24 protein-coding genes and 1 tRNA gene are annotated in these 26452 nt (G+C 61.9%); 13 read left to right on the top strand and 12 right to left on the bottom strand.

What is annotated here, in order from left to right; translation table 11 throughout:
* Together OB03_RS00360 and OB03_RS00355 are read left to right on the top strand one after the other, a co-directional pair.
* Positions 1 to 704 (top strand): HlyD family efflux transporter periplasmic adaptor subunit (locus OB03_RS00360; protein ID WP_461342839.1); only part of this gene is annotated, 704 nt, incomplete at its 5' end.
* Positions 701 to 2530: a LuxR C-terminal-related transcriptional regulator gene (locus OB03_RS00355; protein ID WP_461342838.1), complete on the top strand. Its 1830-nt coding sequence runs from the start codon at positions 701 to 703 to the stop codon at positions 2528 to 2530. The genes OB03_RS00360 and OB03_RS00355, both read left to right, overlap by 4 nt.
* A gap of 46 nt (positions 2531 to 2576) precedes the next feature.
* Here the strand turns inward: OB03_RS00355 and OB03_RS00350 are convergent.
* From OB03_RS00350 to OB03_RS00330, 5 genes are all read right to left on the bottom strand, one after another.
* Positions 2577 to 2661: transfer RNA gene (locus tag OB03_RS00350), tRNA-Leu, on the bottom strand.
* A 102-nt stretch (positions 2662 to 2763) separates the two neighbouring features.
* The gene (locus OB03_RS00345; RefSeq protein ID WP_242912983.1) at positions 2764 to 3771 is read right to left on the bottom strand and encodes a fumarylacetoacetate hydrolase family protein; all 1008 of its coding nucleotides are present in this window, start codon (positions 3769 to 3771) and stop codon (positions 2764 to 2766) included.
* Positions 3772 to 3854: 83 nt separating this feature from the next.
* Complete coding sequence (locus OB03_RS00340) at positions 3855 to 4124, bottom strand: hypothetical protein (RefSeq protein WP_242912989.1); 270 nt, start codon at positions 4122 to 4124, stop codon at positions 3855 to 3857.
* Positions 4125 to 4195: 71 nt separating this feature from the next.
* Positions 4196 to 5305 (bottom strand): isoaspartyl peptidase/L-asparaginase family protein, encoded by a 1110-nt coding sequence (locus OB03_RS00335; RefSeq protein WP_461342837.1) that lies wholly within the window; start codon positions 5303 to 5305, stop codon positions 4196 to 4198.
* A 53-nt stretch (positions 5306 to 5358) separates the two neighbouring features.
* Positions 5359 to 5568 carry a hypothetical protein gene (locus OB03_RS00330; RefSeq protein WP_461342836.1) on the bottom strand — a complete coding sequence of 70 codons (210 nt, stop codon included), beginning with the start codon at positions 5566 to 5568 and terminating at the stop codon, positions 5359 to 5361.
* A gap of 234 nt (positions 5569 to 5802) precedes the next feature.
* On the opposite strand from OB03_RS00330, the gene OB03_RS00325 reads away from it, so the two are divergent.
* From OB03_RS00325 to OB03_RS00315, 3 genes are read left to right on the top strand one after another with little or no spacing between them, the layout of a single operon-like run.
* Complete coding sequence (locus OB03_RS00325) at positions 5803 to 6381, top strand: YqaA family protein (protein ID WP_242912993.1); 579 nt, start codon at positions 5803 to 5805, stop codon at positions 6379 to 6381.
* Between the two features lie 46 nt (positions 6382 to 6427).
* The gene (locus OB03_RS00320) at positions 6428 to 6967 is read left to right on the top strand and encodes a disulfide bond formation protein B (RefSeq protein WP_242912994.1); all 540 of its coding nucleotides are present in this window, start codon (positions 6428 to 6430) and stop codon (positions 6965 to 6967) included.
* A 9-nt stretch (positions 6968 to 6976) separates the two neighbouring features.
* The gene (locus OB03_RS00315; RefSeq protein WP_242912995.1) at positions 6977 to 7567 is read left to right on the top strand and encodes a demethoxyubiquinone hydroxylase family protein; all 591 of its coding nucleotides are present in this window, start codon (positions 6977 to 6979) and stop codon (positions 7565 to 7567) included.
* Here OB03_RS00315 and OB03_RS00310 read toward each other — a convergent pair.
* The 4 genes from OB03_RS00310 to OB03_RS00295 form a co-directional block, all read right to left on the bottom strand.
* Positions 7564 to 8541 (bottom strand): esterase-like activity of phytase family protein, encoded by a 978-nt coding sequence (locus OB03_RS00310; protein ID WP_461342835.1) that lies wholly within the window; start codon positions 8539 to 8541, stop codon positions 7564 to 7566. The genes OB03_RS00315 and OB03_RS00310 overlap by 4 nt on opposite strands.
* Positions 8538 to 10406: a cobaltochelatase subunit CobT gene (cobT, locus tag OB03_RS00305; protein ID WP_461342834.1), complete on the bottom strand. Its 1869-nt coding sequence runs from the start codon at positions 10404 to 10406 to the stop codon at positions 8538 to 8540. The genes OB03_RS00310 and cobT overlap by 4 nt, the downstream gene beginning before the upstream one ends.
* A gap of 75 nt (positions 10407 to 10481) precedes the next feature.
* Positions 10482 to 11222 (bottom strand): NYN domain-containing protein, encoded by a 741-nt coding sequence (locus OB03_RS00300; RefSeq protein WP_242913000.1) that lies wholly within the window; start codon positions 11220 to 11222, stop codon positions 10482 to 10484.
* 94 nt (positions 11223 to 11316) lie between these two features.
* Positions 11317 to 14145, bottom strand: a complete 2829-nt coding sequence (locus OB03_RS00295) for a M16 family metallopeptidase (protein ID WP_461342833.1) — start codon at positions 14143 to 14145, stop codon at positions 11317 to 11319.
* Positions 14146 to 14296: 151 nt separating this feature from the next.
* Here OB03_RS00295 and OB03_RS00290 point away from each other — a divergent pair, with 151 nt between their 5' ends.
* Together OB03_RS00290 and OB03_RS00285 are read left to right on the top strand one after the other, a co-directional pair.
* Positions 14297 to 14767 (top strand): MarR family winged helix-turn-helix transcriptional regulator, encoded by a 471-nt coding sequence (locus OB03_RS00290; RefSeq protein WP_461342832.1) that lies wholly within the window; start codon positions 14297 to 14299, stop codon positions 14765 to 14767.
* The gene (locus OB03_RS00285) at positions 14764 to 15867 is read left to right on the top strand and encodes an FUSC family protein (RefSeq protein WP_461342831.1); all 1104 of its coding nucleotides are present in this window, start codon (positions 14764 to 14766) and stop codon (positions 15865 to 15867) included. Before OB03_RS00290 ends, OB03_RS00285 begins: the two co-directional genes overlap by 4 nt.
* Positions 15868 to 15923: 56 nt before the next feature.
* Here the strand turns inward: OB03_RS00285 and lepA are convergent, their stop codons facing one another.
* Positions 15924 to 17732: a translation elongation factor 4 gene (gene lepA, locus OB03_RS00280; protein WP_242913008.1), complete on the bottom strand. Its 1809-nt coding sequence runs from the start codon at positions 17730 to 17732 to the stop codon at positions 15924 to 15926.
* Between the two features lie 250 nt (positions 17733 to 17982).
* Here lepA and OB03_RS00275 point away from each other — a divergent pair, with 250 nt between their 5' ends.
* Both OB03_RS00275 and OB03_RS00270 read left to right on the top strand, forming a co-directional pair.
* Positions 17983 to 18312, top strand: coding sequence for a pilus assembly protein (locus tag OB03_RS00275; RefSeq protein WP_242913010.1), 330 nt, complete (start codon positions 17983 to 17985; stop codon positions 18310 to 18312).
* Positions 18312 to 19952, top strand: a complete 1641-nt coding sequence (locus OB03_RS00270; protein WP_461342830.1) for a TadG family pilus assembly protein — start codon at positions 18312 to 18314, stop codon at positions 19950 to 19952. The genes OB03_RS00275 and OB03_RS00270 overlap by 1 nt, the downstream gene beginning before the upstream one ends.
* Before the next feature lie 52 nt (positions 19953 to 20004).
* On the opposite strand, the gene OB03_RS00265 is transcribed toward OB03_RS00270, so the two are convergent.
* Complete coding sequence (locus OB03_RS00265) at positions 20005 to 21360, bottom strand: M23 family metallopeptidase (RefSeq protein ID WP_242913014.1); 1356 nt, start codon at positions 21358 to 21360, stop codon at positions 20005 to 20007.
* Positions 21361 to 21733: 373 nt separating this feature from the next.
* Between OB03_RS00265 and OB03_RS00260 the strand changes: the two genes are divergently transcribed.
* The 4 genes from OB03_RS00260 to OB03_RS00245 all read left to right on the top strand — a co-directional run bounded on the left by OB03_RS00260 (position 21734) and on the right by OB03_RS00245 (position 26279).
* Entirely contained in the window at positions 21734 to 25003 is a 3270-nt protein-coding gene (locus OB03_RS00260) for an intermembrane phospholipid transport protein YdbH family protein (RefSeq protein WP_461342829.1), read from the top strand.
* Positions 25004 to 25088: 85 nt separating this feature from the next.
* Complete coding sequence (locus tag OB03_RS00255) at positions 25089 to 25280, top strand: YnbE family lipoprotein (RefSeq protein WP_461342828.1); 192 nt, start codon at positions 25089 to 25091, stop codon at positions 25278 to 25280.
* A 16-nt stretch (positions 25281 to 25296) separates the two neighbouring features.
* The gene (locus OB03_RS00250) at positions 25297 to 25653 is read left to right on the top strand and encodes a YdbL family probable chaperone protein (RefSeq protein ID WP_242913017.1); all 357 of its coding nucleotides are present in this window, start codon (positions 25297 to 25299) and stop codon (positions 25651 to 25653) included.
* 164 nt (positions 25654 to 25817) lie between these two features.
* Positions 25818 to 26279, top strand: coding sequence for a COG3650 family protein (locus OB03_RS00245; protein WP_242913018.1), 462 nt, complete (start codon positions 25818 to 25820; stop codon positions 26277 to 26279).
* Positions 26280 to 26282: 3 nt separating this feature from the next.
* On the opposite strand, the gene OB03_RS00240 is transcribed toward OB03_RS00245, so the two are convergent.
* The gene (locus OB03_RS00240) at positions 26283 to 26420 is read right to left on the bottom strand and encodes an entericidin A/B family lipoprotein (RefSeq protein ID WP_242913019.1); all 138 of its coding nucleotides are present in this window, start codon (positions 26418 to 26420) and stop codon (positions 26283 to 26285) included.
* Between the last annotated feature and the right edge of the window lie 32 nt (positions 26421 to 26452).

Here is a 26452-nt window from a genome sequence, read left to right as displayed (position 1 = left end):
CGCTGGCCGCCCTGTCGTCGGAAACCGGCTATGCCCAACAGCAGCTGTCGCTGGTCAAACCGCTGGCCCAGCGCGGCGTGGTGTCCGAGGTGGAGTCTCTCAGACTGGGTAAGGACATTGCCGCCCTGACCGGACGCCAGACCGAGGTACGCAACACCTATATGCAGGAAGCGTATTCGGAGCTGGCGGCCAAGAAGGCGGAACTGGCGGCCCAGACCCAGATCTTGAATCAGAGACGCGACCAGCTTGACAGGACCGAACTGGTCGCACCGGTCAAGGCGCGGGTGAACGAGATCATGATCACCACGCGCGGCGGTGTGGTTCAGCCGGGTCAGGCGATCATGCAACTGACCCCCGTAGAGGACCAACTCTTGGTCGAGGTGAAGATCCAGCCGCGCGACGTGGCGTTCCTACGAGAGGGCATGCCTGCGCGGGTGAAGATCACCGCCTACGACTATACCGTCTATGGCGACCTGCCCGGCAGCGTCGAACAGATCAGCGAAGACACGATCGAAGAGGACACGCCACGCGGCAAAATGGCGTTCTACAGCGTGCTGATCCGGACGGACCGGGCATGGCTGGAGAAGAATGGCCGTCGCCTCCCCATCCGTCCCGGCATGGTGGCCCAGGTGGATGTGCAATCGGGTGAGCGCACCGTCCTGTCCTATCTGCTGAAGCCGCTTCTGAAGGCGAGGCTGACATGAGCGCGCCGCCCTATGCCTTGGCTCTGGAGGCCTACCCCGAGGGGCAGCGCATTCTGATCCGTGACTGGTCGCAACATGCGATGGGATCGCTGGAGACGTGGGACGAGGGCTTGTTGGCGGCACTGTCGAATCTACTCCCTCTTCCGCTGCCGGCGGCTATTCTTTGGGGCAGCGCAGGGCGGCTGTTTTTCAACGGGGCGTTTGAAAAAGCATTTCCCGATCGACGACTAGTGCAGGGGCAGGCGGTCGGAGAAATCTCCGATCCTCTGTGGAAGGCCTTGATCCGCCATCAGGCAGGCGCCGGTGAGACCATGATCCCCATCAACGGCACGCCCGAATGGTGGCAGGTGATGCAATCGCCCCTCAGCGACCGCGATGGCCAGATCAAGGGGCGGCTCAATCTGCTGGTAAACATCTCGGCCCGTAAACTGGCCGAGCAGGCTGTGAAGGCCAGCGAGGAAACCCTGCTCACGCTGATGGACCAGCGGCCGCGCTTCCTCTGGCGAAGTGATCCCAGTGGCCGACCCGTCTGGATCAACCGTCTCGGACGACAGTTCCTTGGCATCGAACGCTTGGAGACGGTTGAACCTGCCAAGCTGATGCTGGCACCCGATCTGGCTGTGATGGTGGCGGAAATGCACGAACACACCAGCCGCCGCCAAGCCTTCGAAATGCAGGTGCGAGTGCGCACCAAAGACCAGACGACCCGTTGGTGCCTGTTGCACTTTACGCCCCTGACCGATGCCAAAGGGCGCATCCATGCATGGTCGGGCACGGGCACCGATATCCACCATTGGCACGAAGCGGCGACTGCGGCTTCCACTTTCCTGACCGAGCGCGGTGCCGAACGCAGCCCGGTCGACCGATACGGACGCGAACAGTTTGGATGGATCGTCGACGTCGAGACCGGACGGGTGCGCGCTCTGAACCCCCAAGCGGGCGACGACTGGGGCCTACCCCGAGACGGTCCGCCCGAACTGTGGGCGGACTGGTTGATGCATCTGGCACCGGAACAGCGAGAGCGGGCGGACGATGCTTTGGGGCGTGCGGTCGAAGGGCTTCCGCTAGAGGATGTCTGGACCTTCACCACTGCCGCAGGGGTGGAGCGTCACGTCCATATGATGAGTTTCGCCATTCCCGATGCCGATGGCGTGGTCCGGCAGATCGGCGGCGTCTTCTCGCTCCTTCAACGCCGCATGGAACAGCGGGTCTATCTGATCAATCTGGCGGGAAAGGTAGATCAGGGCTATTTCGCCAAGGAACGCGCCCTAGCCACGCTAGAAGTCCGGGTGCGCCGCTTCGACAGCTTTGAAGCCTTCGCCGTGGTACAGCAGGACCTGCGGCGCGGACTTATTGTCATTCGGGCCGAGCGGGCTTGCGCAGCGTTGAAGACGGCAGTGCCCATGCTGTCCCAGAACCGCGAGCGTTTCCCGTGGCTGGTGCTCGCCCAGCAGCAGGTCAGCATGGCCGATATCGTGGATATGATGCGCCATGGCGCGACCACCGTCCTTTCGGCCAAGACGGATCGAGCAGAGATTCGCGCGGCGATCCGTGCGGCCCTGCCGCCGCGTGATCCGATCGCACAGGTGCCGGTTGAACAGATCGACCGTCTCGAAAGCCTGTCATTGCGCGAGAGGCAGGTGCTGGACGGCCTGTTGGCAGGCGGCACCAACAAGGTCATCGCCGCCAATCTGAATCTCAGCCCCAGAACCGTCGAAACCCATCGCGCCCACCTGATGGACCGGTTGGGTGCAAGGTCACTTGCAGACCTTATGAGGATCGTCGGCCCGCAGTATCTGGCCATCCACGCCAAGCGGGCAGGCTGACCCCGCGACCAAGTCGCTTGCAGTGATTGATTGTCGGGGAAACCCATGGTGCCGGTGGTCGGACTCGAACCGACACTCCTTGCGGAACCGGATTTTGAGTCCGGCGCGTCTACCAATTCCACCACACCGGCACGGTCTGGGAAGGAGGCGCAATCTAGCGATGCGCGGGCATTGGTCAATCCGCTTTGAGAAAGAAAAACGCCGCCCCGAAGGAGCGGCGCTTGACGGTGTGATTATACCGGCGAAACCGTCTGTTCGATGGTGCCGAAAATGCTGTGATGTTTGTCATCCAGCATCTCGATGCGGACCACGTCGCCGTGCTTGAGGAAGCCGGTCTGGGCCGCCCCTTGCTGGATGGTCTCGACCATGCGGACTTCGGCGATGCAGCTATAACCCAGACCACCCTCGGCGACCGGACGACCCGGACCACCGTCGGCGTCCTTATTGGATACCGTACCCGAACCGATGATCGTACCGGCGCACAGGGCGCGGGTCTTGGCCAGATGCGCGATCAGGGTGCCGAAGTCGAAGGTCATGTCGACGCCCGCATCGGCCTTGCCGAACGGCTGGTCGTTGATGCTGACAAGCAGCGGGCCGTGCAATTTGCCGTCCTTGAAGCGGTCGCCCAAAGCGTCCGGTGTCACGAATACAGGCGACAGGGCGCTGGCAGGCTTGGACTGAACAAAGCCGAACCCCTTGGCCAGTTCGCCGGGGATCAGGTTGCGCAGCGACACGTCGTTGACGAGGCCGACGAGGCGGATGGCTGACAGGGCCTCCTCGCGGCTGGCACCCAGCGGAACGTCGCCGGTCACCACGACGATTTCGGCTTCCAGATCACAGCCCCACGCTTCGTCCTTGAGAGGGATCGCATCACGCGGGCCGAGGAAACCGTCAGAGCCGCCCTGATACATCAGCGGGTCGGTCCAGAAGGTCGCGGGCATTTCCGCGTTTCGCGCTTTGCGGACCAGTTCGACGTGGTTCACATAAGCCGAACCGTCCGCCCACTGATAGGCGCGGGGCAGAGGGGCGGCCGCTTCGCGCTCGTGGAAGCGACCACGCGGTACGGCTTCGTGCTCAAGGCTCTCGGCCAAGGTGCGCAGCAGAGGCTCGCAACGATCCCAGTCATCCAGAGCAGCCTGAAGAGTGGGGGCGATCAGGAAGGCGTCCGTGTACCAGTTCAGGTCATCGGAAACGACAACGAGGCGGCCATCGCGGCCATGCTTGAGCGATGCGAGTTTCATGGAACAAAGCTAGTCGTAAATGCTGATTTCGCAAACGGATTCTGTCGCCCGTTTGCGAAATCCGGCAATACTGTCCAGCTTGTTCAGTTGATAGGGGCTGAAATCACAGCGCGGGCTTCGGCACCGGTCTGCAATGCAGGATCGCGGACCTCGACCTCGACGACGATGGCGCTGCCTTCGATGCCGTTATCCCAGAGGTATCGGCGTTCGACCTCGACCTCGCGACCGGACGGAGCCATGGCCTCATAGGTGTCGCCCCAGGGGGTGATCTTCTTCATCTCGACGAAGTGGAGACCGCAGGCGGCGTCCAGTTCTTCGAGAGCCATTTCGGACAGTTCGTTTTCGTGGGCCATCGGGGGTCATTTCGGTTTCAAAGAGGGCTGCAGATAGGCCCTCCCGCGAAGGAGGGCCAGTGGACAGCCGACTATTGGCGAACGCCCGGGGCTTCTTCGTCTGCGTAGATTGCCACGCGGGCGGTCGAAGCGCTGGAGACGGTGCCGCGGTACATGCCCGATGTGTTCATCGAGAAGGCGACCGTGCCGTCGGGGGCCACCGCGATGACGCCGCCGTCCCCACCCAGACGGCCAACTTCGGCGATTTCCGCATCGCTGGCCTGCTGCAGGGTCTGGCCGCTGGCCGTGCCGTGACAGATGTCGCGGGCGACCGTGGCGCGAATGAAATACTCGCCTGCACCCGTCGCCGACACGGCGCATCCCTCAGCGTTGGACGCATAGGTACCGGCACCGATGACCGGCACATCGCCCACGCGGCCCCAGCGTTTGGCGGTCATGCCGCCGGTCGAGGTGGCGGCGGCAATACGCCCTTGCTGGTCCAGAGCGACGGCACCAACCGTACCGAATTTGCGCTCGTCCAGCGGGGCCTCGTTCAGGTTGAACGCGAGAGGTGCCGAAGGTCCGGTGGTGACAGGCTCCGGAGGTGCACCGCGCGGACGGGCCGGCAAGGGCGAGCCCGCATCACGCAAAGCCTTGAGCAGGGCCTGCCAACGGCTCTCGGTGAAGAAATAGGAGGGATCGACTTTGTCCAGACCGACGGAATCGCCGAACACCTCGGCACCTTCCCCGATCAGCATGACGTGGGGCGAGCGCTCCAACACCGCACGCGCGGCACGAACCGGATTGCGCGTGCGTGTCAGGCCAGCAACCGCGGCGGCATTCAGATTGGTGCCGTCCATGATGGCGGCATCCATCTCGTTACGACCGTCGGAGGTGAAGACTGCACCCTTGCCGGCGTTGAACAACGGATTGTCTTCCAGCACTTTCACGCTGGCTTCGACAGCATCAAGGGCCGATCCACCCGCGGCCAGAACGGCCTGCCCGGCGTCCAGGGCCTGTTGCAGCCCCTGGCGATACAGCGCGTCACGCTCGGGGCTCAGTTGCGCACGCTCGATCACGCCTGCGCCGCCGTGGATGGCCAGTGCCCAACGACTTTCGCTCGCAGCATCATTGGCCATAACAGGCGTGGCCATCAGACCAAGGCCGAGGCCGAGCACAGCGCTTACGACAGACAGTTTCATCCAAAATCCCTCCGTTACCCAGCTAAGCCAGATACGGTGGGAGGGCTGGTTTGTCACCCGCCCTGAGCGATCTCGGACTGGGACTTGGTGCGCAGGCGGTACCAGATGCGATAGCCGATGAAGGGCAGGATGGCGCAGACGAGAGCCACGCACAGCACGGCCCAGAAGCCGCCCTGAATAGCGCGGACGCCAACAAACCAGGCACCCATCATAGCTGTCAGCGGGCTGAGCCAGGGAAGCCAGCGCGGCGTCTGAATGGGCATGGCGAGACTCGACAGCAAAGGTTGGAGATTTCGAGGACGCTTGAACACGGACGCAACCAGACTGGCGGATACTAACAACGTGACGCGCGGGCGGCGCGAAAACGTCGAGCAAAAGCTATGCTGTATAAGGTTAAAGGACAAGATGGTCATACAGCCGCAGTTGGAGGCTCATGCCTCGCGTTTGGGATCACAGGTTGCTAGGGTCGACCTCTTCGCTGCCAAGCCGAGATGAAGATGCTGCGTAAGCTTTATGATTGGGTCTTTTCACTGGCCCGCCATCGCCGTGCCACACCGGCGCTCGCAGCGGTGTCTTTCGCTGAAAGCTCTTTCTTTCCCATCCCTCCGGATGTGATGTTGGCCCCAATGGTTCTGGCCAAACCGGAGCGGGCCTATTTCTATGCGACGGTCTGTACCGTGGCCTCGGTGCTTGGCGGACTGCTCGGCTATCTGATCGGCCATTTCCTCGAGCCCGTGGGCATGTGGATGTTGGCCACCATGGGAAAGGCCGAGGCGTTCGAGACGTCTAAAGCCATGTTCCAGCAGCATGGCGCGTGGGTGATCCTGATCAAGGGACTGACGCCGATTCCGTTCAAGCTGATCACCATTTCGGCGGGCATCTTCAAGTTCAATCTGGCGCTGTTCATTGCCCTGTGCGTCTTGACGCGGGGGATGCGCTTCTTCCTGGTGGCATTTGTGCTCAAACGCTGGGGCGAGCCCATGCTGGCCATCGTGGAAAAGCGTTTGGCCCTGTTTACCGTGCTGCTGATCGTACTGCTGGTGGGCGGTCTTCTGGCTGTGAAGTTCGTCCATTAAAGAGCGCTGATGACGGGCACCCAATAGGCGGCTAAGACTGCCCGCTATGAAGGCTCTCTATTCCAATCTGAAACGCTGGTGGACGCTCGTCGCGTTTTTGGTTTCCGGTGCCATGCTGGGTACTGCGCATGCGTTCGAGCGTTTTGGCGGGCTGGACCCCTGTAATCTTTGCCTGAAGCAGCGCGAGGTTTACTGGGCGGCTCTGGTTGTGTCGGGTGCGGCGACCCTGTGGCACCTCATCAGCCGTTCGCGCCGCGGCACTCCGCGCCTTGCGGCTTTCGTGCTGGCGCTGGTGTTCATCACCGGTGCCATCACCGCAGGCTATCATGCGGGCGGAGAGCTGAAATGGTGGGCGCTTCCGGCCACCTGTTCTGCCGGTAATCCGCTGGACGTGGATTTCGGCAATCTGGCCGGTATTCTCGACGGATCGGTCGAGGTGGCTCCGATCACGGGATGCGGCGATATCGCGTGGAGCTTCCTTGGTCTGTCGATGGCGGCGTGGAACTTTGTGGTTTCGATGGCGCTGGTTGTTATGAGCCTGTTGGCGGCGAAGCGTCCTAAAGACGCCCGCGCCCCGCGTAAGTAGGATCCGGATATGACCGACACTCCGCAAAATGTTGCCGAAGCCCGCCGCGTGCCCTTGCCACGTCCAGGTGCCGGTGCCGACAAGCGTCGCATGGCCGAGATCCTGCGGGTCGATCACGCCGGTGAGTTTGCCGCCGTCAACATCTACCGCGCCCAGCGCGCCATCCTTGGTGACCGCGCCGGCAAGGAGAAAATTTCAGGCGATCTGGTCGAGATGGAAGGGCACGAACAGGTCCACCTCGACCGCTTCAACGCCCTTTTGAACGAGCATCAGGTCCGTCCGACCGCCATGATCCCGGTGTGGAAGGTAGCTGCGACGGTTCTGGGTGCGGGTACGGCTCTGCTCGGCGAGAAGGCCGCCCACGCCTGCACCGAAGCGGTGGAGAGCGTGATCGAAAAACACTACGCCGACCAGATTGCCGAGATTAAAGAACGCGATCCGGAACTGGCTGCCGAACTAACGCAGTTTCGCGACGAAGAGTTGATGCACCACGACCATGCGATTGCCCACGGCAGCCGCGAGGCACCGGCCTATCGCCTGCTGAGCAGCGTCATCAAGATCGGCTGCAAGGCTGCGATCAAGATCAGCGAGCGCGTTTAACGGCTGATATCAAACGCCAGCATCAGCGTGCGCTGTAGCGGGTTCTCATTATCGTCCGACAGGATGTACAGGCGGGTTTTCCCGCCTCTTTTTGTTGCAGCGATGCCTTCGAAATTATCGGTCGTGCCCGGCAGTTTTAGTTCGACCATGACCGGACCAAGCGTGCCATCCTCTGCCATGTGACGCACCCGCGCGCGCGCATCCAGCGGTGGCGCATACGAGCGCTGAACCACCCAATAGCCATCCCCCGATGGATCACGGTCGATACCGGTAATGCGATATTGGCTGTCCTTGAGCGGTTCGGCCGGAGGCAGTTGTACGAGGGTGCAGGTGACGCGCGTGCAGTCCCATGTTCCGCCATCCTCGCCCGCGACGCGCCACTGGATATTGTCGCGTGCGGCGAGGGCTTCCATGCCGCCATTCTCGTTGAACGGCCATACCGGACGCGGCGCGCTGACAGGAAGGCGCGGGGCATCCAGCGGACCATAGTTCCAGATGCGGTGATCCCGTTCAAAGCTGACCAGAACCTCGCCATTGGGGAGCACGGCCAGACCTTCCGCATCGCCATCGACCTTTTCGGTAATGGGTGAACCGTCCGTCAGCGACAGTCGGCGGCTGCGGAACTGGTCCAAGCCAATCAACTTGCCCCCATCGTCCAGCTTGATCTGGCCGAGGATCAGATCGCCTGCATCCGAGACCGTCACGAAACCGTCCGCGCCCACCAGCTTGAGGTCTGACAGGCTACGCAAAGGCGACAGGGTTGGCGTCAGCAGTTGCACCCCGCCCGCGAAGGTTACGCCGTCGGCCAGAACCGAGCCGCCAATGCCAAGTCCCACCGTGCGGGTGCTGGCGGGCTGGGCCGTCCACGGAGCCGTCGAAGAGCTATCAGTCCACGGCTGCGAGGTGATCGCGGCGCTGGCGCAGGCGGCCAGCGTCAGGCAGGCGAGGGCGGACAGATAGAGTTTGCGGTTCATGCGGCTTTGCGTCGGCGGGTCTGGGCGCTGGCGGGATTGGCGTCGAACAGTTCGGCCAGTTTTTCGGTCATGGCACCGGCCAGTTGTTCGACGTCACTGATGGTCAGGGCGCGGCTGTACCAGCGGGTGACGTCGTGGCCGATACCGATGGCAAGCAACTCCACCGAAGAGGTGTTCTCGATCTCGGCAATGACCTGACGCAGGTGTTTGTCGAGGTACAGGGCGGCATTGGCGCTCTGGGTCGAGTCATCGACCGGCGAGCCGTCCGAGATCACCATCAGGATGCGGCGTTGCTCGCTGCGGGCCAGCAGGCGGTTATGCGCCCATTGCAGGGCCTCGCCGTCGATGTTTTCCTTTAGCAAACCTTCGCGCATCATCAGGCCAAGGTTCTTCTTGGCACGGCGCCATGGGGCATCACCGGCCTTGTAGATGATGTGGCGCAGGTCGTTCAGGCGGCCCGGATTGGCGGGTTTGCCGGCATTGATCCATGCCTCGCGGCTCTGTCCGCCCTTCCATGCCCGGGTGGTAAAGCCGAGGATTTCCACCTTCACGCCGCAACGCTCCAGCGTACGGGCGAGAATATCGGCGCAGACGGCGGCGACCATGATCGGGCGACCACGCATCGAGCCGGAGTTGTCCAGCAACAGGGTCACGACCGTATCGCGGAAGGCGCTTTCGCTTTCCATCTTGAACGACAGCGGGCTGCTGGGGTCGGTGATGACGCGGGTCAGGCGCGCCGTATCCAGCATGCCTTCCTCGAGATCGAACATCCACGAGCGGTTTTGCTGTGCCATCAGGCGGCGTTGCAGCTTGTTGGCGAGCCGCGAGACGACGCTGCCGAGCGAGGTGAGTTGCTGGTCCAGCATGGCCCGCAGACGATCCAGCTCCATCGGGTCGCACAGGTCCGCAGCGTCGACCACCTCGTCGAACGCTGTGGTGAAGGCGTGGTAGAAATCGACCTTGCGGCCGTCATCCTGCGACTCGTTGCGGTTGGGCTGCGCGCCCTCGCTCAGTTCGGGATCTTCGTCGCCCGGCTCGCCCTCGGCATCGGCAGGACGGCCATCAGGGCGGGTTTGTCGCTCTTCTTCGGCCGTTTGCTCGTCGGCACTGCCTTCCAGCGACTGTCCGCCTTCGGCCTCGCCGTCTTCCTCTTCTTCGTCTTCCTCGGGCGTGTCCTGCTGGGCCTCGTCCGGCTCGTCCTCGCCTTCGTCCTCGGAGTTGTCAGGCGTGTCGGCCGAACCAGCCTCCAAGTCGAGGGCGCGGAGCAAATCGTTCAGGCGACTGGAAAACAGTTTCTGGTCATCAGCAGCAGCGGCAAGGGCGTCGAACTGATCGCCCGCGCGGGCTTCCAGATCGTCGCGCACCTTGTCGAGCATAGCCCCGAGCGCATCGGGGGCGCGGGCCTGCATAATCCGCTCGCGCACCAAAAGGGCGGCGGCCTCGCTCAAGGGAATGCGATCAGTCTCGGCCCGCAGTGCGCCTGTGCGTTCAAGCCGCGAGGTGAGAGCAGCCCGAAGGTTCGCCCGAACGCCCGCCAGCTTGCGCGCACCGATGGTTTCGACACGCGCCTGTTCGATGGCGTCGAACACCTCGGCGGCGGTGCGGTCCAGCGGTCGCGCCTTGGCGTCGATGGTGGGGTCGTGGTTGGCCAATTTCAGCGCCAGACGGTCGGCCTGACCGCGCGCCGAGGCACCCTCGTTAGAGGATGGATCGCGCGGCGGATGGGGCAGGGTCAGGACATTGCCGACCAGCTTTGGCCCGTCAGAGGCAAAGTGAACTTCCAGCTCGGGATGTTCGGCAAGCGCCCGCGCGGCATGCGCCAAGGCGCGCTTAAATGTTTCCTGCGGTGTCTCTGGTCCGGCCATGCGCCATACATAGACGATGCCGCGCGCGGGAGAAGAGGCAAACGCTGTTTGTCCGACCTTCGCCCGAAGCCGGTCCTATTTCAGGCGGACGTTCAGGCCGTTGCCCGCAGACTGCACCACCTCGAAGCGTTTGGAGGCCTTGATGAGCGAGGACAGCTTGGCGAAGCCATAGCTGCGGTGGTCGAAGTCGGGATAGGCGTTTCGCATGCGGTTGCCGATCAGGCCTAAGGCCACCCATCCGTCGCCGTCGTCATCGGCATCATGCATGACCTTGATGATCAGGTCTTCGGCAGCCTTGAGCGGGCGACGGGCGGGTTTGTCTGCAGATGGCGCAGGCTCTGTCTCTGCCCCCTCAAGTGGCTCCATCAGGTTTTCGAGATAGATGAAACGGGTGCAGGCCTGACGGAAACTCTCGGGGGTCTTCTGCTCGCCAAAGCCGTAAACCGGATAGCCCTGCTCGCGGATGCGGGCGGCGAGACGGGTGAAGTCGCTGTCGGACGACACGAGACAAAAACCGTCAAACCGTCCTGAATGCATCAGGTCCATCGCATCAATGACCAGAGCAATATCACCGGAATTCTTGCCCTTGGTGTTCTGGAAATTCTGCTGCCACTGGAGCGCCCATTGCGGCAGGATCGACACCCAGTTGCGCAGGGCGGGGCTGGCCGCATCGCCATAGATGCGCCGTGCGGACGCTTCGCCTAGAGAAGCGATCTCGGCAAACAGGCCATCGGCGACCTTGGACGAGGCGTTCTCGGCATCAATCAGGACGGCAAGTCGCATCGGGCGGGTGTAGGGGATACGGGCGTCGTTCATACGCCGACAGTAATCACGCCACACATAACGATGAAATAGAAAAGGGGCCGACCTTTCGGTCGACCCCCTTGAATGCTTAGCGAAGGTGCAGGGTTTACTGGACTTCGCGAACCTCTACCGGAATGCCGAGGCTTTCCAGTTGCGGCTTCACCTTTTCAGCATCGCCAACCACGACCCAGACGAATTTGGACGGGTCGAGCAGGCGACGAACCGCAGCGTCCATCTGTGCTGCGGTGGTGCTGTTGGTGCGCTGTGCGATCGTTTCCTGATAGTTGTCAGGACGGCCGTACAGGTCGTTGCTACGCAGGGCACCGAGGATCGAACCGGCGGTTTCGATCGAGCCCGGCAGGGAGCGCGTTTCGCCCAGAATGGTGCGCTGGTGCTCCTCGGCCTTCACGCCTTCCGCAGTCAGGAAGTTGTTATACTGGTGCATCAGCGCCTGAATGGACTCGCCCGTGCGGTCGGCCTGAACCGGCGCAACGATGGTGTAGGGCGAAGCCCCTTCGTACGGGTTGAACATACCCCGCACGCCATAGGACCAGCCCTTGGTCTCGCGCAGGTCGGCGTTGATGCGGCTCAGGAAGTCGGTGCCGACAACCGTATTACCGAGGTTGAACGCCAGATTGTCGTCCTTGCCGGTAACCGCCAGGACCTTGCCGCCATAGATGATCGATTGCGGCGATTGCGGGCGGTTGATCAGTACGATCTTGCCTTCGCTTTGCGGAATGCTGGCCGGGAAGGCCTTGTTGCCCTTCGGAGCCGATGGCGCAGTCCAGTCACCGAATGCGGCGTTCAGTTGTGCGGTGATTTCCGACAACGGCAGATCCGACACGACGAACAGCTTGGCATTGTCAGGACGGATCCATTGCTGGTGCTGCTGGACCAGATCGTCACGGGTGACGGCAGTTACACCGGCCTCGGTGCCCGAGCCCGGACGGGCGTAGGGGTGGCCTTCGCCGTAGATCAGCGGGGTGAAAGCACGCGATGCGATGGCTTGCGGCTGGGTCTTTTCGCTGGCCAGACGGGCCAGACGCTGGGCGCGCAGACGCTCGACCTCGCTCGGGGCGAAGGCCGGATTGCGAACAACATCCGACAGCAGCGTTAGCGACGGGGCCAGATTGGTGCTGATGGTCGACAGGCTGGCGACCGAGCGGTCCATGCTGTTGCTGACGCTGACCGATGCGCCCAGACGCTCCTGTGCCTCGGCCAGTGCCTTGGAGTCGCGGGTGGTCGTGCCTTCCTGCATGACGTCGGTCATCAGGGTCAGGGCACCGGGCTTCTCTGCGCTGTCGGCCGAGATACCGGCGTTGAACTCCAGCGACAGACGCGTAACCGGCACGCTCGAAACCTGCGCATAGACGACTTCAATGCCGTTCGACAGCGTGGCGCGCTGAACATCGGGGAAGTCCAGATTCTTCACTTCGCCGATCTGCGGGGCCGGATCACGCGCAACGCGCTGGATTTCGGCGGCCGGCGTCGGGGTGGCACCCGACGGAGCGGCTGCCGCCTCGGTATAGGCTTCGCGTTCACCCGGCAGAATGATCTGGTTGTAAACCGGACGGGTCAGCCAACGTTGCATCGCATCTCGCACCTGCTGCGGCGTGACCGCGGCCAGGCGCTGAAGCTCGGTTTTGTAATAGTCCGGATCGTTGGCGTACAACTGGCCCTCGGCCAGAGTGGAGGCCTTGCCGTTGGTCTGTTCCAGACCCTGAATGCGGCGCGAAACAGTTTGGGTGACAACACGGTCGATCTCGTCCTGCGTCGGACCTTCGGTCATCAGGCGCTGGAACTCTTCGTCGATGCGCTTGGCAACGGCTTCGTGATCCTGACCCGGTTTGACCGTGGCCGAATAGGAGAACATGCCCACGCGCTGGAAGGCTTGATTGCTGGCCGAGACGCCCGATGCGGTCTGGTCGCCACGCACCAGAGCATTGTCCAGACGCGAGCTGCTGAGGCCGCCCAGGACCGAGGCGGCCACCGTCAGCGGCGCGGCGTCGGCATCAAGCATGCCTGGAACAGCCCAGTAGCGCGAGACACGGGCTTGGGCCACGCGGTCATGCAGGGTCTGGGTCACCGGTGCAGCCAGCGTTGGTACGTCGGCTTCCTTCGGCGTGTTCACCGGACCGGCAGCGATGTGGCCGAAGTATTTGTTCGTGAGGGTACGGGCCTGCGCTTCGTCGACGTCACCGGCCAGAACGATGATGGCGTTGTTCGGGCCGTAGTTGTTGATGAACCACTGGCGCACCGTTTCCATGCTGGCGGCATCGAGGTCGGCCATCGAACCGATGGTCGAGTGACGGTACGGGTGCCCTTCAGGGAAGAGGTTTTCGAGAACCGAATAATAGGACAGGCCGTAAGGCTGGTTGTCGCCCTGACGTTTTTCGTTCTGGACGACGCCGCGCTGCAGGTCGAGCACCTCCTGGCTCACCTGACCCAGCAGGTGACCCATGCGGTCCGATTCAAGATACAGCGTGTATTCCAGAGCCGGGGTCGGCACCGTCTGGAAGTAGTTGGTGCGGTCAAACCAGGTCGTACCGTTCAGCGCGGTAGCACCTGCGGCCTGTACGGCCTGAATGTGCGATTTCGGGCTGTTTTCCGAACCGCCGAACATCAGGTGCTCGAACAGGTGAGCAAAGCCGGTGGAGCCCTTCGGCTCGTCCTTGGAGCCGACGTTGTACCAGACGCTGACCGCCACCACGGGCGCCTTGCGGTCTTCATGCACGATCACCGTCAGACCGTTATCCAGTTGGAAGCGCTTCCACGAAATATCGACACGGGCCAGCAGTTCGGAAACCGGCGCGCCACGCAGTTCCTGTGCCTGTGTGGCCGTGGCGGCAGAGGCGGTGGTGTTGGCCAGAGCCGCAACGGGAGCAGCTCCCACCATCAGGGCAGCAATCGCAGCCGAGGTAACGAGACGACGCATGGTTGATCCTTTGCGTTGAAAATGTGTCGCGACCTTACCTGCCTCTCGGTTCGCTGCAATGCGACTCCGTGAACCTTTCTAAAAGTTCATGAAGCGCACCCGAGACCTATGGATAGTTTGAGGCTCAAACTAAATTAGCTAAAAATGTCTAATGAGTTCAAACCCTGACAGTGTACGCGCCCGTTTCGGGATCCGGTTTTCTATTGTCGCCCGTCGCTGGAGACAGGAGTTGGAGGCAGCCCTTGCCCGTGCGGGCCTGACCGACGCGACGTGGGCTCCGATGATCCATCTGGACGAAAGCGGCGGCGGCCTCCTGCAAAAGGAATTGGCCGAGCGCGTGGGCATCGATGCCTCTACGCTGGTGCGGTTGCTCGACATTCTGGAGCAGAAGGGCTGGACCGAGCGCCGCACGGACCCTTCCGATGCGCGGGCACGTCGCGTCTATCTCACGCACGCAGGTCAAAGTCAGGTGCAGCACATTCGCTCCATCCTGCTGCGGACCGAGACGAGCCTTCTGGACAGTCTGGGAGACGCCGAAATCATAGGCGCGCTTGAGGCGATTGATCGCCTTGATGCACGCCTTATCGCGGCTCGTCTGGCCCGCAAGGAGGCCGAACAATGAGCGACCGTGTAGGACGGCGCGAAGCCGCTCGCCTCTTGATGTCGCGCCGCCAGTTTGCTGAAAGCGCGATGGTCGTGCGCCCTCAAGGTCTGCGTAACAGTATCCTTGCCGGTTTCCAGGCGGCTTTGACGGTCGCCATTGCCCTGCCGTTAGTGCAACTATCGCCGTGGTCGGCGCTGCTGGGTTATGCCTCGCTGGGCGCGTTGGTGGCCCTGTTCGGGCGCTTCGCACCCAAGGCGCGGCGCAATGTGATCGTAGTTTATGCGGCGCTGTGTCAGGTCTCTTCACTGGCCATCATGTCGATAGCCAGTCTGGCAGGTGTGCCGACAGCGGGTCTGCTGTTGGTACTGGCGCTTCTGGGGGGCTTGTATTTCATTGCCTCGACCGTGGGGCGCTTTGGCCCCCCCGGCCCGCTGATTTTCATGTTCTCGGGCATGGCAGGCATGAATGCTCCAGCCAGCCTGCAGGATCTGGGGGTGCGGGTGTTGATGGCTTCGGCTGTGGCCACGTTGGCCATCGTGGTTTGCGCCGTGACCGAAGCGTTGCGCGCCAAGGAAGATGTCGCCGAACCCAGACAGCGCTACAGCTTGCGTCAACAGCTACAGCCTCTATGGCCCACTGCTGGCCGTATCGCCGGCGGCGCATTGATTGCCGGCTGGATCGCCCATGCCGTGGGCGTAGCCCATCCGGGTTGGGCAGCCATGGGGGCGGTAGCCGTGCTCCAAGGCGTGCATCTTCACGTTACCCTCAACCGCGCACTCCAGCGTGTAGCAGGCACTGTCATCGGTGCCGTGCTGATCTGGATCATCCTGTCCCAGTCGCCATCGGTGTGGGCAGGCATCGCCCTGTTGTTCCTGTTGCAATGGATGACGGAGGCGGCGATCGGCTACAATTATGCGTTGGGCCAGATGTTCGTGACCCCGATGGCGTTGTTGATGACCTATCTGGCGTCGCCTGCCACGGCCGGGGCGGAAATGGCACCGGAGCGGGTGTTGGACACCTTGTTAGGCGCGGTCATCGCCGTCGTTCTTGCTGTGATCTTCTCGACCGGCCACGACCGTCGCGAACTGGCCAAGCGCCACGTACGCATATCAGCCTAGCTAAAGAAAAAGCCCCGGCCTTTCGGTCGGGGCTTTTGTCTGGGTGCCGGGGACGATCAATCCTCGTCCATCTTGAGCGCGGCGATGAAGGCCTCTTGCGGGATCTCCACCTTGCCGAACTGGCGCATGCGCTTCTTACCGGCCTTCTGCTTCTCGAGCAGTTTCTTCTTACGGGTGGCGTCGCCGCCGTAGCATTTCGAGGTCACGTCCTTACGCAGCGCGCGAACAGTTTCGCGGGCGATGATCTTGCCGCCGATCGCTGCCTGAATCGGAATGACGAACATGTGCGGCGGGATCAGTTCCTTCATCTTCTCGACCATGCCACGACCACGCGTTTCGGCGCGTGCACGGTGAACCAGCATCGACAGGGCGTCGACCGGCTCGGCGTTGACGAGGATGCTCATCTTAACGAGGTCGCCTACCTTATAGTCGGTGATCTCGTAGTCGAACGAGGCATAGCCCTTCGAGATCGACTTCAGGCGGTCGTAGAAGTCGAACACCACTTCGTTCAGCGGCAGCTCATAGACGACCATGGCGCGCGAGCCGACGTAGGACAGCTCCAGCTGGTTGCCGCGACGGTCTTGGCACAGCTTGATCACGCCACCGAGGTATTCGTCCGGCGTCAGGATGGTGGCCTTGATCCACGGCTCGGCAATGGTCTCGATTTGCATGACGTCCGGCAGGTCAGCCGGGTTGTGCAGGTCGATCTCGGTGCCGTCGCGTAGGCCGATCTTGTAAACAACAGACGGGGCGGTCGCGATTAGGTCGAGGTTGAACTCGCGGCTCAGGCGCTCTTGGATGATTTCGAGGTGAAGCAGGCCAAGGAAGCCGCAGCGGAAGCCGAAGCCCAGAGCCGCCGAGGACTCCATCTCGTAGGTGAAGGACGCGTCGTTCAGACGCAGCTTGCCGATGGCGGCGCGCAGGTCTTCAAAGTCTGCGGCGTCGACAGGGAACAGGCCGCAGAATACCACCGACTGGACTTCCTTAAAGCCCTTGAGCGGTTCAGCGGTCGGCTTCTTCTCGTCGGTGATGGTGTCGCCGACAGCGGCGTGCGCCACTTCTTTGATCTGTGCGGTGATGAAGCCGACTTCACCCGGACCAAGCGCCTCAACAGGGGTATTCTTGGGCAGGAAGACGCCAACGCGGTCGACCAGGTGGGTCGTGCCGTGTTGCATCATCTTGACGCGCATACCGGCCTTCAACACGCCGTCGAAGACGCGGACCAGCAGCACAACGCCGAGATAGGGGTCGTACCACGCATCGACCAGCATGGCCTTCAGCGGAGCATTCGCATCGCCCTTGGGTGCCGGCAGGCGGGCGACGATACCTTCGAGCACGTCTTCGATGCCGATACCCGACTTGGCCGAGCATTCAATAGCGTCAGAAGCGTCCAGACCGATCACGTCCTCGATCTGGGCCTTAACGCGCTCGGGTTCGGCAGCGGGCAGGTCGATCTTGTTGAGGACCGGAACGATCTCGTGGTTGTTGTCGATAGCCTGATAAACGTTGGCCAGGGTCTGGGCTTCGACGCCTTGCGAGGCATCGACTACCAGCAGCGAGCCTTCACAGGCAGCCAGCGAGCGGGAGACTTCGTAGGCAAAGTCGACGTGACCGGGCGTATCCATCAGGTTCAGGACGTAGGTTTCCCCGTCCTTGGCCTTATAATTCAGGCGCACGGTCTGCGCCTTGATGGTGATGCCGCGCTCCTTTTCGATGTCCATGTTGTCGAGCACTTGCTCGGACATCTCGCGCGCGGTCAGGCCGCCGGTGAATTGGATCAGGCGGTCAGACAGCGTCGATTTGCCGTGGTCGATGTGGGCGACTACGGAAAAATTCCGGATGCGTTCAATAGGAGGCGTCGTCATAGAGCGGCGCTTAGCATCGCCAGCGCCTAAAGGCTACTTCCACGATCATTGGCCGGGGGATCACGGTATCCAAACCTAGCGAATCCGGCGTTCACCAAACCTGATAACTCCAAATTAAGCTCGCTGCGCCCTACTGTAACGCTGTTATTTGGAGTTTCCCCCCATGCTTCGAATAGTTCCCGGCAAACGTCGGTCGCGCCGCGGCTCCGTTGCTGTTGAATTTGCTCTTGTTTCCCCGATCCTCATTTTGATGTTGATCGGCATGATCGTCTATGGCGGCTGGTTCTGGCTGGCTCACTCGGTCCAGTCTCTGGCCTATGAATCCGCACGGGCTTCGCTCGGCGGCCTTGATGCAGCGGAGCGGCGCCAGCTGGCGCTCGATTTCGTTGCCGCGCGTGGTCCACAAATAGGTGTGCCTGTCTCCGCCTCCAGCGTAGCTGTCACCAGCGACAATCAGGTGGTGCAGGTCAGCATCAACTATGACGTCAGCAACCATCCCATTATGGCCCTGCGTGCGCTGACGGTCGCGCCGCCCCAGAATATCAACCGCGAAGCTGTGGTGCGTCTGGGAGGCTACTAATGTGGCTTTCCCGCCTTAAGCCGGAGATATTCGCCAAGGATCAGGAAGGCGGCGTGGCGATTATAGTCGCCGCGGCGTCCGTGCTGATCGTCATTCTGGCTGCGTTGGCGGTTGATCTGGGCTCGATGGTGCTTAAGGCGCGGACGGTTCAGGGCGCGGCAGATCTGGCCTCATTGGCCGCAGCGCGCGATCTACCCAAGGCGCAGGCCGCCGCGACTGCGACCGCCAAGGCCAACCTAGGCAACGACATTACGGTCCAGACGACGGTCGGTGTTTATGTCGGTGATCCGAACATCAAACCCGATCTGCGTTTCACCGCAGGCGGTACATCGCCCAATGCGGCGCGCGTCGTCATAAATGACCGTGCGAAACTGTATTTCGCCCGCATCATGGGCTTCCATTCCGCCCCAATCACACGCCAGTCGACAGCAGCCCTGCCTGGCTCCAAGCCTTCGGCGGTCTTCTCTATCGGCTCGAGATTGCTGAGCCTGAACCGCGGGATTTTGAACTCGGTCCTGACGGGACTTCTGGGCTCGAACATCAATCTGAACGTCATGGATTACAACCGTCTCGTCGGGGCGGATGTGAACCTGCTCCAGTTCGTCGACGCTCTGGCTGTAAAGCTGGGCGTTGAAGCTGGCGACTATGATGCGCTGCTGGCGCACAATGTGACGACGGGGCAGTTGCTGGATGTGCTCCGCGTCGTTGCCGATGATGATGACAAGGCCGTTCTGGGATCGATTACCGGTGCGCGACTGAGTGTTCCAATCAAGGTCTCGGACATTCTGGGCGTCGATGTGGATGCACGCGATGGTTTGCGGCGCGCCTTGAATGTCGATGTGTCGGCGCTGGATATTCTGATGGCGGGGCTGGAGACGGCCAATGGCAACCGACAACTGGCGCTCAACTCCGACGTCAACGCCATTTTGGCGGATGTGAAGGTCAAGGTCGCGATAGGCGAGCGCCCCAACCAGTCAGCATGGATCACGGTATCATCGGGACAGACCCCGATCATTCGCACCGCCCAAACGCGCGTTTTCGTTCAGGCCAAGACCAAGAACCTTGTGCCCGAACTATTGGCGGCGGACCTGCAGCTGTTTGCCGAAGTCGCTTCTGCCGAGGCGAAGATCGCAGACATCCGGTGCAGCGCGACCAATCGCGTTGACGTGGACGCCCGTCCAGGTCTGCTGCGGGTGACTGTCGGCAATGTGACCAATCCAGGTGACTTCAGCGACTTCAAACGCCCCATCTACACCGATGATCTAACCATCGCCGAAGTCCTTCTCCTGCCGCTGAAGATTTATGCCAACGTCGAGAGCAAGGACCGGACGTGGCAGAGGCTACAGTTCAATGCGACCGAAATTGCGAACCACACGCCCAAAACAGTTCGGGCCAAAGAGATAGTCGGTAGCCTGCTGAACAATCTGACCAGCCAGTTGAAGATTAGCTTCCTCGGCCTGCAACTGGACTGGATTGTGAAGCTGCTGACGCCGCTGCTGACGCCGATTGGCTATCTGCTGGATGCGATCCTGAACCCGCTGGTGAGGGTTTTGGGGATCGGTCTGGGTGAAGCGGACGTGCGCGTGCTGGGCGTAAACTGCCCCGGTGGGGTGGGCGGCATTCCCTATCTGGTAGGGTAATAAAAAAGGCGCGGGATGATCCCGCGCCTTTTTCAATTCTATCTCGCTAAAATCAGGCGGTGATCTTGCGAAGGCCGTCTTCGTTCGCTTGCTGCACGACCGGACGGGTGTGGCCGCCGGCAGCGATGATGCGATCAATGCGGGCCTTTTCAGCGCGGAAGGCTGCCAGTTCGGCACCCGACAGGATCGTACCTTCTTGGGTACGGACGCTGTTCGGATTGATGCGCTGGCCGTTGCGCCACATTTCATAGTGCAGGTGCGGGCCGGTCGAGTTGCCGGTGTTACCGACGTAACCGATCACTTGACCCTGGCTGACGCGCTGACCGGCGCGAATGCCCGAGGCGTAACGCGAAAGGTGGGCGTAGCCGGTTTCCAGACCGTTCGAGTGACGAACGCGGATCCAGTTGCCGTAGCCGCCCCAGCGACGGGCTTCGACGACGACGCCGTCAGCCGGTGCGATGATCGGCGTGCCGGTCGCGGCCGAGAAGTCGGTGCCCTGGTGCATCTTGCGATAGCCCGAGATCGGGTGGACGCGGACGCCATAGTTGGAGCTGACACGACGGAAGCTTTGCAGCGGCGTACGCATCATGACCGAGCGCACGTTCTTACCGGTGCTGTCGAAATACTCGACCTTGTTCGAACCCGGGCGCTGGAAGCGGTAGAAGACGTGGCCCTTGAGCTCTGCATAAAGCAGGTCGCCGGTCTCGATGGTGCGGCCCGACTCCGTGACCGAGCGGTCAAAGACGAGGGTGAACTCGTCGGCGGCGCGAACGTCGCGCTGCATGTCGAACTTGTGGGCGAACAGTTGGCTGGCGCGGCGTACCACAGCGGTGGTGGCGCCCAGTTCGCGAGCCGAAGCCGACAGCGAACCTTGAACCTTGTCGCGGGCGACGACAGTTTCCTGCGTCACCTTTTCGTCCAGCGAGCGCAGTTTCAGCGCGCCGTCAAAGCTGCGCGAAACGGTAAGCTGGCTGGCAGGGCCGGTCCGCATGGTCAGGCCGATGAGGCGGGCCTCGCCCACGCCACCGCGCGGACGGGACACTGCGGTCTCGAACTTGGCACCGGCGCGAATGTCTTTGAGGTCGAAAGCGCTGGCGATCGTAGCGGCAACAGCGCTGGCATCGTCGGCGGCTACACCCGAGCGGCGAATGGCCTGCTCGAAAGTTTCACCACGACGGATTTGAACCGGAACCGCCTCGGGGGCGTTAAGACCGGCAGGAGCCGCAGCGGCCGCATAGGCCTGCGTTTCCAGATAGGCAGTTTGCTGAGGGGTCAGAACCGGCAGTTCCTGGACCTCTGACGCGGCGAAGGGTTTGCCCGCAACCAAGGCGATGCCAATGGCTGCCACTGTGGTGAGCATGTGAGGGGCAAGCCGCAACGGTTGGCGGCGAGGATCGAACTGGGCCATTTTTCCCCGGTATTCGACGACGCAAATTGCGCCCAACGAAATCTGGTTCCCGTCTCCTTCCCGAGAGACGTGAAGCGGACTTTATAGACCGACTGTCTCAGGATGGGAAGCGACGATTGTTACATTCAGTTAACAAGCGTTCTGCTCGTTTCGATTTGGTTCCTTTCTACGAGTCTTTTGGCCGAAATTAGACGATACGATCAAAGTCGGAACAGGTAACATATCGCCAACCATCTGGAACGGCCTGTCATGACTTATTGGTGCCTACATTAAATGAGTAAGCCGAACCGGTCGTTAACGTCGGAGGTATGAACTTCGGGCGTACTTGAGATTTGTTTGTCCCGGTGGTTCTGGATCGTTAGAAGTCAGCGCTGTGAGTGATCAAATTCCTGAACAAACCTCAGAGCCGGCTTCTAAAGACGGGTCCGTAAAGGCCGTCGGTAAATCTCGTCTGCCCGGTCGTATCGGTACGGGACTGACGATCGGCGGTCTGGTCGTGGCCTTGGGCCTGGGCGGACTTTACATTGGCCGCCGTGCCGTGGCCGAAGAAGTGCTTGTCGGATGGCTGCACCGCCGCGGTATCGCCGCCGACGTCGAAGTCCAGCGTATCGAATGGGACGGTTTCACCGGGCGCATCACTGTCGGCGATCCGGAAAACCCCGACGTGCGCGTCGAGCGTGTCGAGGTTGATTACCTGATCGGCATGCCGTGGATGGCTGGCGGCCTTGGCGTGACGCCGCGTCGCGTGCTTCTGGATCGGCCGGTCATAAAGGCGGAGTGGACAGGAAAGAAGGTCTCATTCGGCTCGCTTGATCCACTGATCGAAGAGTTCACCTCTCGCCCGCCGGGACCCAAAAAGCCGGGGCCACTGATTATCGTCAATCAGGGCACAGCTTTGCTGACGACGCCGTATGGCGCGATCACCGCGACCGCAGACGCGCGCGTCAACGACGAACGACTGGAGTGGCTGAAGGCGTCCCTGAACCCTGCCGATCTGAAGCTCAATGACCTCGAAGCCAAGGGACTGGACGCGCGCATCGAAGCGCGCGGTGGTCGCGACAGCCTCGACTTCACCCTGGTGTCGTCGGCGCGCTCTTTACAGGCGTCAGGCACAACCGGCGAGAAGGTCAGTCTCGATCTCAAGGGACAGCTTCCCTATCCGCGCAAAGGCGAAGCCAAGGCGGTCGGCACCGTGACCCTCGACGCCAAAGCCAATGTGGAGCGGATTGCGGGCGACCAGATCGCCGGTCGCGGCGTCAATGCCACTCTGGGATGGAAGGGCCAGCTTGATGGGTGGATCGACGCCTTCACCCTCAATGGTCAAGGCTCTCTCAAGGCGACCGCCGATTCCCTTGCGAGCGGGGACCAACAGCTGACGGCTGCGACGCTCATCGCCGACAGTGTGGCCGGTGCCTTTTCGCGCGGACAGCCGGGTCAGAACGATAGCCGCCTGAACTGGCGTCTCGAAGGTCCGACACGCCTGCGAGCAGCCAGCCTGCGTAGCGGGCAGACGGTGGTGCGTCAGGCCGACCTTTCGTCCGGACGTCTTCTGGCTGGCGGCGATGGCAAGCTGTTCGAAGCGCAAGGACCGCTGACACTGGCCGCGCAGACGCTGGATTCCGGTGACCTGAAACTTCGGGACGTGCGGGGCCAGTTCCGTCTGGACGCAGTGCGCGGATTGGCAACCCGAGTCGCGCTTCAAGGTGGGTTGGCGGCCAACGGCCAGTTCATGGGGCTGGGTGATGTCACGCGAGAGGATGCGCCGCAGATGGCGCGCCTGAAACAGGCTGCTCGCAACTTCCGCTTCTCCGCCCCGAACCTGACATTTGCCCAGACTAATCGCGGGAACGCGCTGCAACTGACCGCCCCCGCACAGGTTGTTTCGGCCAATGGTGCGCGACTGACGTTCCAGCCCAAGGACGGGCCTCTGCTGCAACTGGCGGGCGTGGCACCGCACGGTTCGGCGCGCCTGACGCTGGAGGGCGAGGGTTTCCCGAAGCTCAATGTCGATGTCAGCCAATGGCAGATGGCTGATGGCGGCTTTAGCGCCCGTCTCAGGGGGGACGGCGCGCTGGACTTTGATCCTGTCAGCGGCATCGCTCTGAAAACCGCCGGACGTCTTCGGGTGCGCAATGGCACCACCGACTATACCGCCGATGGCTGCGCCGATATCCGCGCTGCGTCGGTCGATATTGGCGAGAACGATCTGAAGCGTATTCAGGGCCAACTCTGCGCAGCAGGCCAGCCGCTGTTCACGATGCGTCAGGGGCAATGGCAACTGGCGGGTCGCCTGCAGCAAACGCAGCTGGCCGCACCCTTTGCCGGTATTGATTTGGACAACGGACGAGGCCGCCTTGTTGTAGCCGGCCGTCAGGGACAGACCACGCTACGCCTTACCGGCATCGAAGCAACGCTGGCCGACATTGTGGCCGATAGCGACGCACAGGCCCGATTCAATCCCGCGCTGGCCAAGGGTGAGGTCGTACTGGCCAATGGCATCTGGAGTGGGAATCTGGCGCTGAGCCGCGAGGGGTATCACGTCGCAGACCTTGTGCTGGACCACCGCGTGGCCTCCGGCGAAGGCGGCTTGAGAGTCCATACCGGGCCATTGGACTTCACCGCGGGTGGTCTGCAACCCACCAGCCTCAGCCCTATGCTCTCGGATTTTGTCGGCAGTCCCGCGACGGGCCGTATCAATCTATCGGGACAGTTCCGGTGGAACCCGCAAGGGGCCACAAGCGACGGCAAGTTGTATGTCGAAGGCATGACCTTTGACACCCCTATGGGGCAGGTATCGGATCTGTCCGGACAGGTGGCTTTCACCGATCTTTTGAACATGACCATGGCCGAGGATGCGGTGTTCACCGCACGCAGGCTGGATGCCTTCCTGCCTGTCGAGAACCTGAACTTGCGGGCGCGTACGCGCGACCGCGCCTTGGTGCTGAGCGAGGCGGCGGTTTCGATTGGCGGTGGCCGTGTGCGCGCTAGTTCGGTGGTTATCCCGTTTGCCCGCGGACAGGACGTGACCGGCGTCATGCATCTGGAAAACCTTCAGGTGAACGACCTGCTGGCCGCAGCGAACCTGCGTGACAAGGCGTTCTTCGATGCGGCACTGACGGGAGATCTCGGCTTCCGATACAATGACAAGCTGGGTTGGCAGATCGAGGGTGGCGAGCTGACCTCCGCCGCCGGGCGTCTGGAAATCGACCCCGAGGTCCTGACGGGCATGTCCAGCAATGCCGAGGGGAATGTCGATGCCGGCGCTACGGTCGATCTGCCGCCGAACACCGTGCAGGACCTCGCCTATCAGGCGCTGGAAAATCTCGCGATCGACAGTTTGACGGCTCATGTCCAATCCTTGCCGGGGGGGCGTCTGGGATTGAACTTCGTGATCGACGGGCGGCACGATCCAGAGGTGCAGCAGGACCTGAGGCTCTCTATCATCGATCTCCTGCGTGGCGATCTTACCAAAAAGCGACTCGATCTTCCGTCCGGTACGCCCGTCATTCTGCGGTTGAACACCAGCTGGAACGCCAATGAGCTGGCGACCGAAATCTTCAACGTCATGAGGCGGCGCTTCGAGGACCAGCAGACCTCTGCACCTCCGGTCGTGACGGTGTCACCGCCCGAGGGAACCCCATAGACACGCTGGCGATTTCATTCACCAGCCATTCAGGCGTAAAGTGGCCCTATCACCGCACGCGCACGGACAAACCGGAGACTACGAAATGTTGGACAAACGTCAGTTCACCATCCTCGCCCTTTCAGGGGCGGTGGCCGGTGTTGCCGCATGCTCGCCAACGGTGAAGGTTGCTTTTGACAAGCCGCTCGAGATCAACGCCAATCTCAATGCGAACATTCACATCAAGCTGGATGCCGAGCTGCAGAAGCTGCTCCAGCAAAACCCGAACCTGTTCTAATAGGAGGCATAGAATAATGGCCTACCGCAAACTTTTCATCGCTGTCGCTGCAGCTGCCGCATTGGGCGTTGCCGGTGGCGTAATGGCGCAGACCGCTGGCCAGAAAGCTCTGGTCGATGCTGCCAAGGCCGAGGGCAAGGTCGGTGAGCAAGCTGATGGCTATCTGGGCATTCGCACTTCGGTCGAGCCGGATACCCGCGCAGCCGTAGAGGCCGTCAACAGCGGTCGCCGCCAAGTGTACTCACGCGGTGCTGCCGAGGCTGGCACCACGGTCGAGGTGGCTGCTACCCGCATGTTCGAGACGCAGCTTCTGCCGCGTATTTCCTCGGGCCAGTGGTACCGCAACGCCCAAGGGCAGTGGGTCCAGAAGTAAGTCTTCTGTCTTTGCGCTAAAATATCGGATGGCCGGTCTCTGGAACAGGGACCGGCCATTTTGCATTCAGAAACAGGACGGTGCGATACATTCGGGTGAAGATGTATGGTGCCGATGAGCGGGGCATCGTCACTGTTGCACCACCTGTGAACGGGAGAGGCGCTATGCGCACAGTTTTGGCAATCGCGACCCTGGGTCTGGCACTGGCGGCGTGCAAGCCGACTGCCGAAGGGCCGAATAATGCCCCGGAAGCCAATGCGGCCGCTGTCCCACTGAAAATCGGCGAACTCTCGCTTAACGGCCCCATCCGTGCGCTTGGCAACGAACCGTTCTGGCATGTCGATATCGATCAGACTTCGATCACCTTCGCCCGTATGGACGGTACGCCTGTGTCGGGGGCCGGAGCTACGCCCAAGGTAACCGGCAATCTGGCTGTTTGGGAAACCACCCTGCCGGATCAGAAGCCACTGGTTGTGACCCTGACCGGCACGGATTGTTCAGACGGGATGAGCGATCGCATCTATCCGCTGGCCGCCATGGTGAAGGTTGGCGACGAGACCTTGCAGGGCTGTGCCGCAACTGTAGAGGCGCTGGAGCGTGCCTCCGAATCCGGCCGCGTCGAATAGCCCTTAGCGGCGGGCCGAATCCGACGAGTTGGTAACCGCACGACCAGCAGCCTGAACGTCGCGACCAACGCCCGCAATGGTGTTGCACGCAGCAGTGGTCAGGGCGATGGCGATTGCGCCCAACGCAATGAATTTACGCATGTTTTGCCTCGTTTGAAACGAATGATGGGAAA

The sequence above is a fragment of the Brevundimonas sp. GN22 genome (assembly GCF_054824005.1).
This window is presented reverse-complemented; position numbering and strand designations above follow the sequence as displayed.

Coding starts and splice junctions, on each gene's coding strand:
- OB03_RS00355 (WP_461342838.1), top strand. CDS start 701: ATGAGCGCGCCGCCCTATGCCTTGGCTCTGGAGGCCTACCCCGAGGGG.
- OB03_RS00345 (WP_242912983.1), bottom strand. CDS start 3,771: ATGAAACTCGCATCGCTCAAGCATGGCCGCGATGGCCGCCTCGTTGTC.
- OB03_RS00340 (WP_242912989.1), bottom strand. CDS start 4,124: ATGGCCCACGAAAACGAACTGTCCGAAATGGCTCTCGAAGAACTGGAC.
- OB03_RS00335 (WP_461342837.1), bottom strand. CDS start 5,305: ATGAAACTGTCTGTCGTAAGCGCTGTGCTCGGCCTCGGCCTTGGTCTG.
- OB03_RS00330 (WP_461342836.1), bottom strand. CDS start 5,568: ATGCCCATTCAGACGCCGCGCTGGCTTCCCTGGCTCAGCCCGCTGACA.
- OB03_RS00325 (WP_242912993.1), top strand. CDS start 5,803: ATGCTGCGTAAGCTTTATGATTGGGTCTTTTCACTGGCCCGCCATCGC.
- OB03_RS00320 (WP_242912994.1), top strand. CDS start 6,428: ATGAAGGCTCTCTATTCCAATCTGAAACGCTGGTGGACGCTCGTCGCG.
- OB03_RS00315 (WP_242912995.1), top strand. CDS start 6,977: ATGACCGACACTCCGCAAAATGTTGCCGAAGCCCGCCGCGTGCCCTTG.
- OB03_RS00310 (WP_461342835.1), bottom strand. CDS start 8,541: ATGAACCGCAAACTCTATCTGTCCGCCCTCGCCTGCCTGACGCTGGCC.
- cobT (WP_461342834.1), bottom strand. CDS start 10,406: ATGGCCGGACCAGAGACACCGCAGGAAACATTTAAGCGCGCCTTGGCG.
- OB03_RS00300 (WP_242913000.1), bottom strand. CDS start 11,222: ATGAACGACGCCCGTATCCCCTACACCCGCCCGATGCGACTTGCCGTC.
- OB03_RS00295 (WP_461342833.1), bottom strand. CDS start 14,145: ATGCGTCGTCTCGTTACCTCGGCTGCGATTGCTGCCCTGATGGTGGGA.
- OB03_RS00290 (WP_461342832.1), top strand. CDS start 14,297: ATGAGTTCAAACCCTGACAGTGTACGCGCCCGTTTCGGGATCCGGTTT.
- OB03_RS00285 (WP_461342831.1), top strand. CDS start 14,764: ATGAGCGACCGTGTAGGACGGCGCGAAGCCGCTCGCCTCTTGATGTCG.
- lepA (WP_242913008.1), bottom strand. CDS start 17,732: ATGACGACGCCTCCTATTGAACGCATCCGGAATTTTTCCGTAGTCGCC.
- OB03_RS00275 (WP_242913010.1), top strand. CDS start 17,983: ATGTTGATCGGCATGATCGTCTATGGCGGCTGGTTCTGGCTGGCTCAC.
- OB03_RS00270 (WP_461342830.1), top strand. CDS start 18,312: ATGTGGCTTTCCCGCCTTAAGCCGGAGATATTCGCCAAGGATCAGGAA.
- OB03_RS00265 (WP_242913014.1), bottom strand. CDS start 21,360: ATGGCCCAGTTCGATCCTCGCCGCCAACCGTTGCGGCTTGCCCCTCAC.
- OB03_RS00255 (WP_461342828.1), top strand. CDS start 25,089: ATGTTGGACAAACGTCAGTTCACCATCCTCGCCCTTTCAGGGGCGGTG.
- OB03_RS00250 (WP_242913017.1), top strand. CDS start 25,297: ATGGCCTACCGCAAACTTTTCATCGCTGTCGCTGCAGCTGCCGCATTG.
- OB03_RS00245 (WP_242913018.1), top strand. CDS start 25,818: ATGCGCACAGTTTTGGCAATCGCGACCCTGGGTCTGGCACTGGCGGCG.
- OB03_RS00240 (WP_242913019.1), bottom strand. CDS start 26,420: ATGCGTAAATTCATTGCGTTGGGCGCAATCGCCATCGCCCTGACCACT.